General features: G+C 63.8%; 12 protein-coding genes. 5 read left to right on the top strand and 7 right to left on the bottom strand.

The window, feature by feature from the left end; all coding sequences use genetic code 11:
• Positions 1-61 precede the first annotated feature (61 nt).
• On the bottom strand, positions 62-1381 hold the full coding sequence (locus NKI18_RS17475; RefSeq protein ID WP_352615215.1) for an MFS transporter: 1320 nt from the start codon (positions 1379-1381) through the stop codon (positions 62-64).
• Positions 1382-1501: 120 nt separating this feature from the next.
• On the opposite strand from NKI18_RS17475, the gene NKI18_RS17470 reads away from it, so the two are divergent.
• Positions 1502-2419, top strand: coding sequence for a LysR substrate-binding domain-containing protein (locus NKI18_RS17470; RefSeq protein ID WP_352571425.1), 918 nt, complete (start codon positions 1502-1504; stop codon positions 2417-2419).
• 281 nt (positions 2420-2700) lie between these two features.
• On the opposite strand, the gene der is transcribed toward NKI18_RS17470, so the two are convergent.
• Positions 2701-4134 (bottom strand): ribosome biogenesis GTPase Der, encoded by a 1434-nt coding sequence (der, locus tag NKI18_RS17465; protein WP_352458795.1) that lies wholly within the window; start codon positions 4132-4134, stop codon positions 2701-2703.
• Between the two features lie 6 nt (positions 4135-4140).
• Positions 4141-4806 carry a tetratricopeptide repeat protein gene (locus tag NKI18_RS17460; protein WP_023674063.1) on the bottom strand — a complete coding sequence of 222 codons (666 nt, stop codon included), beginning with the start codon at positions 4804-4806 and terminating at the stop codon, positions 4141-4143.
• Positions 4807-5011: 205 nt separating this feature from the next.
• Here NKI18_RS17460 and NKI18_RS17455 point away from each other — a divergent pair, with 205 nt between their 5' ends.
• Entirely contained in the window at positions 5012-6004 is a 993-nt protein-coding gene (locus tag NKI18_RS17455) for a polysaccharide deacetylase family protein (RefSeq protein ID WP_352615311.1), read from the top strand.
• A gap of 26 nt (positions 6005-6030) precedes the next feature.
• Here the strand turns inward: NKI18_RS17455 and sbmA are convergent, their stop codons facing one another.
• The 3 genes from sbmA to NKI18_RS17440 form a co-directional block, all read right to left on the bottom strand.
• Positions 6031-7308 (bottom strand): peptide antibiotic transporter SbmA, encoded by a 1278-nt coding sequence (gene sbmA / locus NKI18_RS17450; RefSeq protein ID WP_023716846.1) that lies wholly within the window; start codon positions 7306-7308, stop codon positions 6031-6033.
• 115 nt (positions 7309-7423) lie between these two features.
• On the bottom strand, positions 7424-8578 hold the full coding sequence (locus NKI18_RS17445) for a YbfB/YjiJ family MFS transporter (RefSeq protein ID WP_352615212.1): 1155 nt from the start codon (positions 8576-8578) through the stop codon (positions 7424-7426).
• A 341-nt stretch (positions 8579-8919) separates the two neighbouring features.
• Positions 8920-9123 (bottom strand): hypothetical protein, encoded by a 204-nt coding sequence (locus NKI18_RS17440; protein ID WP_352615210.1) that lies wholly within the window; start codon positions 9121-9123, stop codon positions 8920-8922.
• 94 nt (positions 9124-9217) lie between these two features.
• Between NKI18_RS17440 and NKI18_RS17435 the strand changes: the two genes are divergently transcribed.
• The 3 genes from NKI18_RS17435 to NKI18_RS17425 all read left to right on the top strand — a co-directional run bounded on the left by NKI18_RS17435 (position 9218) and on the right by NKI18_RS17425 (position 11883).
• Positions 9218-10132: a LysR substrate-binding domain-containing protein gene (locus NKI18_RS17435; protein WP_352615208.1), complete on the top strand. Its 915-nt coding sequence runs from the start codon at positions 9218-9220 to the stop codon at positions 10130-10132.
• A gap of 80 nt (positions 10133-10212) precedes the next feature.
• On the top strand, positions 10213-11469 hold the full coding sequence (locus NKI18_RS17430) for an aminopeptidase (protein ID WP_352615207.1): 1257 nt from the start codon (positions 10213-10215) through the stop codon (positions 11467-11469).
• A gap of 57 nt (positions 11470-11526) precedes the next feature.
• Positions 11527-11883, top strand: coding sequence for a DUF488 domain-containing protein (locus NKI18_RS17425; protein WP_352615205.1), 357 nt, complete (start codon positions 11527-11529; stop codon positions 11881-11883).
• Positions 11884-12074: 191 nt separating this feature from the next.
• Here the strand turns inward: NKI18_RS17425 and NKI18_RS17420 are convergent, their stop codons facing one another.
• Complete coding sequence (locus NKI18_RS17420; RefSeq protein WP_352615203.1) at positions 12075-12428, bottom strand: ArsC family reductase; 354 nt, start codon at positions 12426-12428, stop codon at positions 12075-12077.
• Between the last annotated feature and the right edge of the window lie 10 nt (positions 12429-12438).

Below are 12438 nucleotides of genomic sequence, written 5' to 3'. Positions count from 1 at the left end.
TGCATTAACCTTGATGGGGCGTTAACAGCTTAGAACGTTGTTTTCCCATCTCGTGTCGAAGTCAGGCGCTTTTGCGGCTATCCGTTGGCGGAAGAAAGATCGGCCACGCGATCAGCGCGCAAATAGCCGCACCCAGCCAGACGCCTGCCCACGAGCAGAGCACGAGAAGCCCGGGAATGGCGATCGGCACCAGGAAGAAGGCAATGAAGACCAGACTGTTGGCGAGGCCGAGCGCCGTTCCGGCCTGGCTGGCGCCGGCCAGCGTCGCAAGCTCGGTGTAGGCGACCCCATGCCAGGAGGAGACGCAGATGCCGGCCACGACCAGCATCGCGACGATCGCCGGCGACAGCATCGGCGCTTGGCCTGACAAGAATTGGGCCGAAAACAAGACGAGCGCCGCAAGCACGGTGAAGGCGGCCACGCTCAGCATGCTGCACAGACGCAGGAACGACCGGCGGTTGCCGTGACGGTCGGTGTAGCGGCCGCTCCAGACGCGCATGACCATGGCGCCGACCTGCACGGCAGCGAGGCTCGCGCTGATCACGGCTGTTCCCATGCCGGCGAAATCATGCAGGAATACGGAAGCAAATGTAAGCACCGCCACCTGCGGAAAGCAAAGCAGGCCGATGGCTGTTGCGATGCGCCAAACGGCCGGGTTGCGCAGCGGCGCCGGGCCGGCCGACAATGCCATGCTGCCCGAATTGGCATCATCATGCGCCGGCGGCTGATGCAGCCAGCGCCAGGCGAGCGAGGTCGAGACCGCGGATGCAGCCGCCAAAAGTCCGAAGACTGCCGTGAACCCATGGGCTGAAGCGAGCGACGGCAGCACGAGCGCGCCAAGCCCGCCGCCAAGCGGCACCGCCGTCTGCCTGATGCTCATGGCAAAGCCGCGCTCGCCTTCGCCGAACCAGGCCATGATGGCGCGGCCGCTGGAGCCGTTGACGCTGCCGCCGAGCAATCCGGTGACCAGCAGGGCAGCGGCGAGAAGCGCGATGCCGGGAATATGGGCCGGTGACGGCACGACCAGCGCAGCCATGACAAGCAGCCAAACCGCGGTTGCGCCGAGCCCGGTCAGCAGAACGCGGCGGTCGCCCCAGCGATCGGTCAGCAGCCCCCACGGCAATTCGCTCAGCGCCACGCCCAGGCCGAGAAGGCCAAGTGCCAGGCCGAGTTCGCCATTGGAGAGATGGTAGCCCGAGCGCAGGAACACCGCCGTCGCCGGAATGCCGGAGAAGGTCGCGGAAAAGCAGGCATTGGCGGCGACGCCGATGCCCAGCACCTTCCAGCGATGATTGGCTCGAAGTGCCGCCGTTTCTGACGGGGCGGCAACGGCGGCCGGGCGAAGCGGTTTGCAATCTGCTCGTGTGGCGACAGCGGACATGGTTCAGCTCCTGCATGGGTCGGCTGCATTCGGTGTTGACGCGCTCTCTCTACTGCCATAGCTTCGTACTGAATATCAGGAAGTTTTTGACGTAATGTCCCGAATATCAGGATTATCGCCATGCGACGCGTGACATTTGATCTCGACGTCCTGCGCAGCTTCGTCACCGGCATGGAACTGGGCAGCTTCGCCAAGGCCGCCGACCGGCTCGGCCGCTCGACCTCGGCAATCAGTGCGCAATTGAAGAAGCTGGAGGAGCAGGCGGCGACGCCGATCTTCCGCAAATCTGGGCGTGGCCTGGCGCTGACGGACGCGGGCGAGACCATGCTCGGCTACGCGCGGCGGCTGATCGAGCTCAATGACGAGGCCGCCTCCGCCATCCACGATGTCGAGCTGGAGGGTTGGGTGCGGCTTGGGCTGCAGGAGGATTTCGGCGAGGCGGTGTTGCCGGAGGTGCTCGGGCGCTTCGCCCGCGCCCATCCCAAGGTCAAGATCGAGGCCAGGATCGCACGCAGCCATGAGCTTGCCGAACGGATCATTTCGGGCAGCCTCGATATCGCGCTTGCCTGGCACAATGGCGCGACGCTGCCCTACAGCCGGCATGTCGCCGACGTCCAGATGCGCTGGATCGGCCCGGCAAAACAGATCGAGACCAGCCTGCGCGATGGCGAGGCGTTGCCGCTGGTGGCGCTCGAAGCGCCGTGCCTGCTGCGCAGTGTGGCGACCGAAACGCTCGACCGCGCCGGCCTGGCATGGCGGATGGCCTTCTCCAGCCCGAGCCTTGGCGGCATCTGGGCAGCCGTCGCCGCCGGGCTCGGACTGACGATCCGCACCGATATCGGCCTGCCGGCCAGCGTCAGGGCTATGACGCCGGAGATCGCCGGGCTGCCCGCCTTGCCCAAGATGGCGCTGTTCCTGCATCGCAAGGAGGCCGAGCCCGACCCAGTGGCAGCGCGGCTTGGCGACATCCTGCTGCAGGCAGCGTTGGCGGCGCTGCCCGGAACCGGCGATGCGAATGGTCTGAGGAAGGTGGCTTAAGGCCGATGAGCCGAAATGACCGCAAGCCTCGTAGCTTCGTCAGTTGAAGAATCCAGAAACGCAGAACGAGCGCCGCGATCCTTCGCGCCCCCTCTGTCCTGCCGGACATCTCCCCCACGAGGGGGGAGATTGGCAGGTTCGCCCGTCCCGCCCCTCTTTCAGTGTTGGAGATTGGCGAAAGCGGAGAGGACGGCCAATCTCTCCCCAAGTGGGGGAGATGCCCGGCAGGGCAGAGGGGGCGCTGTCCCGCCGACGTCTCGCAAGGTTCCGCCAATGATGATCTAGCGGCGCTTCTTTGCCTTGCCGGCGAAAGGATTGTCCGAGGTGCGCAAGGCGATGCGGATCGGCACGCCGGGCATGTCGAAAGCCTCGCGCAGGCTGTTCGAGAGATAGCGGACGTAGGATTGCGGCATCGCATCCGGCCGTGAGCAGGAGACGACGAAGCCGGGCGGCCGCGTCTTGGCCTGCGTGACATATTTGATCTTCAGCCGGCGCCCGGCGACGGCGGGCGGCGGATGATGCGCCAGGATGCCTTCCAGCCAGCGGTTGAGCTTGCCGGTCGACACACGGCTGTTCCAAACTCGATGCGTCCTGATGACGGCATCCATCAGCTTGTCGAGGCCACGCCCGGTCTCGGCCGACACCGGCACCGCCTGCATGCCGCGCGCCTGCGGCAGCAGCCGCTCGGTTTTTTCGCGCAGCTCGGCCAGCAACTCCTGGGGATGATCGACAAGGTCCCATTTGTTGAAGGCGATCACCGGGGCACGGCCCTCGCGGATGATCAGGTCGGCGATCTGCAGATCCTGCTTCTCGAAGGGAATGGTGGCGTCGAGCACGATGATGACGATCTCGGCAAAGCGGATGGCGCGCAAGCCGTCCTGCACCGACATCACTTCGAGCTTTTCGTGGATCCTGGCCTTGCGGCGCATGCCGGCGGTGTCGAACAATTTTAAGCGGCGGCCATGCCAGTCCCAGTCGACCGAGATGGAATCGCGAGTGATGCCGGCCTCAGGGCCGGTCAACAGCCGCTCCTCGCCGATTAGTGCGTTGATCAGCGTCGACTTGCCGGCGTTGGGGCGGCCGACGACGGCGATGCGCATCGGCTTGGTGTCGTCATAGCTCGGCTCGGCGTCCGGGTCGGTGATGTCCTCGCCGATCAGCACCTCGCTGGCGGCGACCTCATCCTCGCCGGCCTCTTCGTCCTCGCCGAAGGCGCGCGCCTCGCCAAGTGCCGCGATCACCGCGTCGCGCAAATCGGGCAGGCCCTGGCCGTGTTCGGCCGAGACCGGGATCGGTTCGCCAAGGCCGAGCTCCCAAGCCTCCAGCATGCCGCCCTGGGCGCCGCGCGCCTCGGCCTTGTTGGCGACGACGACAACCGGCTTGCCGGATTTGCGCACGATCTCGGCGAACGTCTTGTCGTCGGGCATCAGCCCGGACTTGGCATCGATCGTAAAAAAGATCAGGTCGGCCTCGCGGATGGCGATCTCGGTCTGGGCGCGCATGCGGCCGGGCAGCGTCGAGGCGGCCGCATCCTCGAAGCCGGCGGTGTCGATGACGTCGAAATGCAGATCGTAGAGTTTTGCGGCATGGACGCGTCGATCGCGAGTGACGCCGGGCGTATCGTCGACAAGCGCCAGCTTCCTTCCCACCAGCCGATTGAAAAGGGTCGATTTGCCGACGTTAGGCCGGCCGATGATGGCGACTTTGAAGGTCATGGACTATCACGACACGCCGCCCGAGCCGCGGATCAGCTCGGACATCAAAGTCGCCCGCTCGCGCGTGTTGCGCGGGGCGCCATCATCCGCGGCGATCTGGTCGAACAGCTTCAATGCATCCGCCGCCTTGCCTTCCTTCCAGGCGGCAAGGCCAAGCGCCTCGCGCGCCGTATGGCGCAGCGTGTTGGTGTCGGCGGTGAGCGCCTCGACGCGGCTGGAGACATCGGCGAAAGAGCCGTGGTCGACCAGAAGCAGCGCTGCCCTGAGACGAGCCATGTCGCGAATGCCGGAGGGGATCTTGGTGTCGGCGGCGACCTCGTCGAAATCCTTGACGGCGGCGTCGACGTCGCCCTTGTCCGCCTTGACGGTTGCCGCGCGCATGCGGGCGAGCAGCGGATAGGCGCCGTAGCCGTCCTTCTCCAACGCCTCCAGGGCGGCAAGCGCCTCGTCGTTCTTCCCGTCATTGGCAAGCTTGAGCGCCTGCGAAAAAGCATCGCCCGAGCGGTTGGCGCGAGTTTCGTCCCAATAGCGGTAGCCGACGACAGCAGCAGTGCCGAGCACCACCAGCACGGCCAGCACGAGCAAGGCGGGACCGAAACGGTCCCACAGCGCATGCGCCTGGTCGCGACGAATCTCTTCGTTGACTTCGCGGATAAAACTGTCGTCCGACATGGATCAAAACCATTTCCTGCCCCCGGCGGGGCGGTTGATGAGCCCGCGTTTTAGCGAAATTTTGCCGGCATGGAAGGGGTTCGGCAGGAAAATCGCCTATTCACGAGGCAGTCGCCGCCAACGGCGGCCGTACAGGTCGATCGTACCCGTGCCATATTTCAGCGGTAGGCGTCGCTTCTACATTCCTTGATCCGGTCAGATGCCTTTGCCCCGTTTGTCCCGCGTTGTTGCGTTTTCGATTGCCGCGCTTGCTACCGGCGCGGCATTTGCCGACCCGCCGGCGCCGCCGGCAAAACCGAAGCAGATCGTCATCATCTCATTCGACAGCGCCCGCGACATTTCGCAGTGGCAGCGCAGCCGGGCGCTGGCCCGGCGCACAGGCGCGCATTTCACCTATTTCGTCTCCTGCGTGTTCCTGCTGTCGCCGCAGACACGCAAGCAATACACCGCGCCCGGCAAGACAGAAGGCAAATCGAATATCGGCTTCGCTGCCTCCAAACAGGAAGTCGCCGAGCGGCTCGAGCAGATCAACCTCGCCGCTAGGGAAGGCCACGACATCGGCAGCCATGGCTGTGGTCATTTCGATGGCAAGGACTGGAGCAAAGCCGACTGGCTAAGCGAGTTCGGCTCGTTCAAGCATATTCTCGAAAACGCCTATTCGATCAACGGCATTGCTCCTGAACCGAAGGACTGGCGCGATTTCGCCCGCAAATCGGTGGTCGGGTTTCGCGCGCCCTACCTGTCGGCAAACAAGGCGCTCTACGAGGCGCTGCCCGCGGCCGGTTTCCTGCTCGACGCAAGCGGCGTCTCGCGTGAGCCGGTTGAGCCACCGACCGTCAGCGGCATCACGCGCTTTTCGCTGCCGCAGATCCCGGAAGGGCCGAGCTCAAGACGGGTGATCGCCATGGACTACAATCTCTATGTCAGGCATTCCGGCGGCTTCGAGCGGCCGAGCATGGCGGAAGAGTTCGCTGACCGGACCTATCACGCGTTCCGCGCCGCCTTCGATGCGCAATACCGGGGCAAGCGCATTCCGCTTGAGCTCGGCTTCCACTTCACGCTGATGAATGACGGCGCCTACTGGAACGCGCTGGAACGCTTTGCCGGCGAGGTCTGCATCAAGGCCGACGTCGAGTGCATCAGTTTTCGCGATTATCTATCGCAGCGAGGCGAACGGCAGGCGGCGGTGGGCGGCTGAGCGGAAGCGCTCGCCACCCGATTTTCTTAGCTTGCTGGCTGATCCTCAGGGCGCAGGCCAGCTTGCTCCCGTTCCAGATAGTGCTGATCGATTACCGGCAGCGGTGCCCCTTCAAGGGTCGCTTCGAACGCGCGCAGACGTTTGTAGATAGAAATCAACTCGACGATAGTAGGCCAGGAATTGACGAGATACTGGAACGAACTGGCGACTTGGGAAAAGGCGGAGACGACCTGCTGAAAAATGCCGAAGCTTATCTTGCCTACAGCGAGAGTCGGAACAAGAATAAGTGTGGCGAAAACATTGTCTACCTGGAGATAGAGATACCGGACCATGTCGAAGTAGACATAATGAGCGTAGAGGGTGAAATAGTTCTTCCGAACATTCGCGAACAGCTCAGCTAGGGTTGGCGGTTGCGCTCTTGCCATATCGTCCTCACCAAGGACAAGTTCCTTGCGCAGAGCGGCTTCAACCCGTTGATTCCGAAATTCCAGGCCAGGAAGCTTGACCCCGACCACGGCCAACAACCCAGTGCCGAACAACGACCACACGATTGCGGCGATGACCAGTGGATAGGGAATCGCTCCGACGATGGGAAGGGTTGGGACATGACGAGACAGAGCTGCCAGCAAGGGCAGGAATGCGATGAGGGTCATAACGGAATCGATGAAGTTCACTCCCAGCCCTTGCATTGTGCTCGAGAAGCGCATCGTGTCGTCCTGAACGCGCTGCGACGCCCCTTCGATATGACGTAGCCTCGGCCAATAGGCGGTAAAATAGTCGTTCATGGCCGTCCGCCAGCGGAAGACATAGTGCCTGACGAAGAAGACGTTCAAAACCGCGATGGTCATATAGACCAGCGCCAAAGAGAGGAACTGCCACACTCCGTAGTAAAGCTCGGCAGGCGTGACGGAGCCGGGTGTGGTCAGGGCCCTCTGCACCATGTCGTAGAACATGCCACGCCAATCGTTCAGCGCCACACTTATCTGGACGATGAAATTAGTGACAAAAACAACCAAACCAGAACCAAGGATCGACCAATTCTGCCAGGGATGGGGGGCGTACAGCGCCCAAAAAAGGTAAAATATGCCGATACCGGCGAAGAAATATCCGTAGAACCAGAGGAATGACGGCGTCAGGAATCTCACTGGGCTTATGACAGGCGCGGCCTGCGGATCGACTGGCGGCATGCCAAGCATCGTGCCGAGGTGTTCGCCGCCGAAAAACCAAAGAACAACGAGCAGAAGGCTCCAGACGGCCGCCGAGGTGAAAAACAGCTTCGGCTGCGGAAAAAACGATACAAACACTGTGGGAAAATCCTCGGTCGATGCGCAAATCAGCGGGTTCAGCGCGCATAAAGTCACACATTAGTGGGAAAGAAAATGCCCGCTACCCGACGCCCGGTGCCGAGCAAGACCATAATCATGGCGATTTTGGCGCAGCCGACCAGGCGATCGCACCCGAGGCCAGCAGGACGGCGGCGGCCACGATCGAGGCAAGGAAAAAGTTACCCGAGGCCTGCGCCAGCAGCCCGGCGACGATCGGGCCGATGATCTGGCCAAGGCCGAAGGCGGCCGTCATGATCGCCAGCATCCGGCGTGGTGCTTGCGGAGCAAGCTGCCTGCCCGTCTGCAGGCCAAGCGCGGTGATGGCGATGAAGGTGCCGCCGACGAGAAGGCCGCCGAGCAGCGGCCCGGTGCGCCCGCCCATGACGACACTGGCGCTGACGCCGACCACCTCGACCAGGCACCCCAGCGCGTAGGTGGCATAGAGCCCGATCCTGGCCGCGAGCTTCTGCCACAGCCAGACCGATGGGAAACCGGCAAGTCCGGTGACCATCCAGACCACGGCTTCGAAGACGCGGCCGCCGCCGCCCTGGCGGACGATGGCGACCAGAAACGTCGCCGTGACGATGTAGCCGAAGCCGAACAGGCCGTAGGCGACAATGACCTTCACCAGTGAAGGGTTTTTTGGCAACGCCGGCTCGGGCCCGGCAACGCTGTTCGCGGTCGAGGTGCCGGCAGCCAGCAACGCGACGACGGCAAAGCCGCAGGCCGAAATCACCGCCGACCACAGCCACCCCGCCGCCCAGCCGGCGTGTTCGGTGACGAGGAGCGCCAACAGCGCCGAGGATGCCGCGATGCCGAGGCCGACACCGCCGAAATACAGCGCCTGCAGGTCGTTTCGCCCCGTCGCGGCGAGATGACCGAAAACGATGCTGGTCATGAAGACCAGCACGAAGGCGCTGGCGAGGCCGGCAAGAAAGCGGATGACGAGAAAGGCGGGCATGGTACCGGTCAGGCCCATCAGGCCGGCGAGGATCGCGGTGGCGGCAAGGCCGGCCAGCATCAGCTGGCGCTCGCGGCCTTGCGCCCAGCCGCCGGAGGCGGCAAGCGCGCCGACGAGGTAGCCGAGATAATTGGCCGATGCGATCCAGCCGGCATCGGCCGGCGACAGGCCGAGCTCTTCCATCATGCCGGGCAGGATCGGCGTATAGACGAAGCGGCCGATGCCCATGGCGACGGCCAGGGCAATCATGCCGGCGATTGCCAGGCGCAAAGGCGAAGCGATGTTCATCGCGGTGCACAATAGGTGCGCCTGCCGGTGAGACAATCCGCCTTTGTTGGGCCAGCACGGGTTGCAATGACTTTATTGAAGCGCGCAGTGATACAGAACGAGCGTCGGCGCTCTACGGCGCCCCCCCTGTCCTGCCGGACATCTCCCCCACTTGGGGGGAGATCGGCGGCTTCGGCGCCGGCTCTCCATCCTTCAACCTCGGATATTGGCGAAAGCGGCGATGACAGCCGATCTCCCCCCTCGTGGGGGAGATGCCCGGCAGGGCAGAGGGGGGCGCTGTCCCGCTAACCTCTCGGCAGCGATCGTCCGCACAGAAGAACTGGCGGCTACCGTTTCAGAATTCAACGGCAGCCGGCCTGCACGGTCTCATAGGCTGTGCGCCGCGCGGTCAGCCTGAACGGCATGTCGGCGAGCTCGCGCTCCGACATGCTGTCGAGCACCGGATGCGACAGCGGATCGGTCACCCAGCTGGTGGCCTCGCTGTCATGCCAGTGTGGCTGCGTTCCGATCGGGGAAAAGGCGCCGAGCCATGACAAAATCTTCATCAGATTGCCTCCTCACTCTGAGTAGCCCACTTAGAATCCGGCATCCGGCAGTCTGGCAATTGAGATTTCAGCCGTTCGAGTTTAGAAAAACTGTATGGCTATGCTGAACCGCGTCCACCTCAACGGCTTACGCGCCGTCGAAGCCGTCGCGCGCCTGGGCTCGCTTGCGGCGGCGGCCGGCGAGCTCAACGTCTCGGTCAGCGCCGTCAGCCAGCAGATCAACCGGACCGAAAAGCAGCTCGGCCGCGCGCTGTTCGAACGAACGCCGGCTGGCCTGGTGGCGACCGAATTCGGCACCGTCTTTACCGCGCGGCTCAGCGCAGGCTTCCGCGAACTCGCACAGGCGGTGGCGCTTGCCGACGAAAGCTCGGAGTGCACGCTGGTGGTTTCGGTGGCGCCGGCTTTCGCCTCGAAATGGCTGCTGCCGCGGCTGTCGCGGCATTTTGCCCGGCATCCGAACGTGCTCCTGCGCATCGATGCCTCGGTGCGGCTTGCCGATCTCGATCGTTCGGACATCGACGTCGCCATTCGGCTCGGCGACGGCAAATGGCCGGGCGGGCGGGCCGAATTGCTGCTGGCGCAGGAGGTGTTTCCGGTCTGTGCACCGGCGATCGCGAGCAAGCTGAAATCGATTGAGGACCTTGCTTTGACCTGTGCGATCACCGACGAAAGATCGATGATCAGTTGGGAGAGCTGGTTCGAAGCGGCCGGGGTGAAGCCGGTCACCTTCATGAAGGGCGCGCGCTTCACAGATCCGATGCTGTGCCTGGAATCGGCGATTGCCGGTCACGGCGTCATGCTCGGCTGGCAGTTGCTGGCCGCCGACGCGCTGGCCGACGGCCGTCTCGTTGCGCCGTTCGGCATACGCGCCCAGAGCGGGCTCGGCTATTGGCTGGTGACCTCGGCCAGTAAGAACGAAAGCCGTAAGGTCAGGGATTTCAAGATCTGGGTGCGCGAAGAGATCGAGGCGACGATGGCGCAGTTCAGGTCGCTCGAGAGGGCCAGCTAGGGCTGCCGGCACATCACGGTGGAAAGGTCGTTAGCGCCGGTCTATGTAAGAAACAGTCCCCAATCACGGCAGGCAGGATCATGACCACACATTCGCGCGGCGTTTCCGCAAGCATCGACCCGGTGAAGCTCGACAGACTGGCGGAGGTCGCCGTCAAGGTCGGGCTGCAATTGCAGCCGGGTCAGGATCTGGTGCTGACCTCGTCTATCGCCGCGCTGCCTCTGACGCGGCGGATCGTCGAGCACGCCTACAAGGCAGGTGCCGGCCTGGTGACGCCGATCTTCAACGACGACGAGATCACGCTCGCGCGCTTCCGCTACGGCGCCGACGCCGGTTTCGACCGCGCCGCCGGCTGGCTCTATGAAGGCATGGCAAAAGCCTTCGCCAACAATGCGGCGAGGCTCGCCGTGCGCGGCGAGGATCCGTCGCTGCTTTCTTCTCAGGACCCGGCAAAGGTGGCGCGTGCCAACAAGGCGAATTCGATGGCCTACCAGCCGGCGCTGGAGAAGATCACCGGCTTCGACATCAACTGGAACATCGTCGCCTATCCCGATCAGGCCTGGGCCATGCAGGTATTCCCGGACGACGCCGACGACGTCGCCGTGGCCAAGCTCGCCGACGCCATCTTTGCCGCCTCGCGCGTGGATGTGGAAGACCCGATCGGCAATTGGACGGCGCACAATGCGGCCTTGAAGAGCCGCACCGAATGGCTGAACGGCCACAATTTCCACGCGCTTCATTTCACCGGCCCCGGCACCGACCTGACCGTCGGGCTGGCCGACGGCCACGAGTGGATGGGCGGCGCCTCGACCGCCAAGAACGGCATCACCTGCAACCCCAACATCCCGACCGAAGAGGTTTTCACCACGCCGCATGCAAGGCGCGTCGAAGGCCATGTCACCAGCACCAAGCCGCTGTCGTATCAGGGTACCTTGATCGACGGCATTGCGGTGCGTTTCGAGGCGGGCCGCATTGTCGAGGCCAAGGCCACGAAGGGCGAGGATGTGCTGCAGAAGGTGCTCGATACCGACGAAGGCTCGCGCCGTCTCGGCGAGGTGGCGCTGGTGCCGCATTCCTCGCCGATCGCCAAGAGCGGGCTGCTGTTTTTCAACACGCTGTTCGACGAGAACGCCGCCTGCCACATCGCGCTCGGCCAGTGCTATTCGAAGTGCTTCGTCGACGGCGCCTCGCTCGGCCAGGACGAGATCGCGGCACGCGGCGGCAACAAGAGTTTCATCCACATCGACTGGATGATCGGCTCGGACAAGATCGACATAGACGGCGTCCATAAGGACGGCAGCCGCGTGCCGGTGATGCGCAAGGGCGAGTGGGTTTAGGCCCGGTATCTTTAAGCGAAGGCCAGCAAGCAGCGGCGCCTGCTGGCCCATGCGGAGTTGGCAATGGAGCTCGCGGTCAAGCGCATCTATGAGCCGCCGGCGCCCGATGACGGGCAGCGGGTGCTCGTCGACCGCATATGGCCTCGCGGCGTCCGCAAAGAGGACGCGGCGCTGACGGTCTGGCTGAAGGACATCGCGCCGAGCAATGCGTTGCGCAAATGGTTCGGCCATGAGCCGGCGCGCTGGGCGGAGTTCCAGCGGCGATACCGCGATGAGCTCGACCGGAACGGCGAGGCGGTGGCGGAACTACGTGCCTTGCTCCGTGAAGGCAAGGTGACGCTGCTCTACGGCGCCCATGACGAGGCGCAAAACAATGCGGCGGCACTGGCGAGCTATTTACGTGGGATCAATTAGTCACGCCGGCCGGACAGCGCCCCCCTCTGGCCTGCCGGCCATCTCCCCCTCAAGGAGGGAGATTGGCAGCTTCGCCGAAAGCGCCCTTCTTTGGAGACTAGCGAAAGCCGAAGCGACATCCAATCTCCACCCTTGTGGGGGAGATGTCTGGCAGGACAGAGGGGGGCGCAACGGATCGTGGCGGGTCGGTTCTATTTCCCACTCACCGCCTGCTGATAAACATCGGGCTTGAACCCGACGAGAACCCTGTCGCCAAGTTCCAGCACTGGACGCTTGATCATCGTCGGTTTGGCCAGCATCAGCGCCTTGGCCTTCTTCTCGTCCAGGCCCAGTCTGTCCTCGTCCGACAGTTCACGGAACGTTGTGCTCGCCTTGTTGAGCAGGATTTCCCAGCCGACCTTGCCTGACCAGCCGTTCAGCCGATCCGCTTCAAGCCCGTCTGCCCTGTAGTCGTGAAAGCGATAGGCAACATCGTGGCTCGCCAGCCAGGAACGCGCCTTCTTGACCGTATCGCAATTGGTGATGCCGTACATGGTGATCGTCAAAACGCGTCCT

It is taken from the genome of Mesorhizobium sp. M0800, assembly GCF_040320095.1.
Classification (GTDB): Bacteria; Pseudomonadota; Alphaproteobacteria; order Rhizobiales; family Rhizobiaceae; genus Mesorhizobium.
The sequence above is the reverse complement of the archived record's forward strand: the minus strand, read 5'-3'. Positions and strand labels throughout refer to the sequence as shown.

Coding starts and splice junctions, on each gene's coding strand:
- NKI18_RS17470 (WP_352571425.1), top strand. CDS start 1,502: ATGCGACGCGTGACATTTGATCTCGACGTCCTGCGCAGCTTCGTCACC.
- der (WP_352458795.1), bottom strand. CDS start 4,134: ATGACCTTCAAAGTCGCCATCATCGGCCGGCCTAACGTCGGCAAATCG.
- NKI18_RS17435 (WP_352615208.1), top strand. CDS start 9,218: ATGGCTATGCTGAACCGCGTCCACCTCAACGGCTTACGCGCCGTCGAA.
- NKI18_RS17440 (WP_352615210.1), bottom strand. CDS start 9,123: ATGAAGATTTTGTCATGGCTCGGCGCCTTTTCCCCGATCGGAACGCAG.
- NKI18_RS17430 (WP_352615207.1), top strand. CDS start 10,213: ATGACCACACATTCGCGCGGCGTTTCCGCAAGCATCGACCCGGTGAAG.
- NKI18_RS17475 (WP_352615215.1), bottom strand. CDS start 1,381: ATGTCCGCTGTCGCCACACGAGCAGATTGCAAACCGCTTCGCCCGGCC.
- NKI18_RS17445 (WP_352615212.1), bottom strand. CDS start 8,578: ATGAACATCGCTTCGCCTTTGCGCCTGGCAATCGCCGGCATGATTGCC.
- NKI18_RS17460 (WP_023674063.1), bottom strand. CDS start 4,806: ATGTCGGACGACAGTTTTATCCGCGAAGTCAACGAAGAGATTCGTCGC.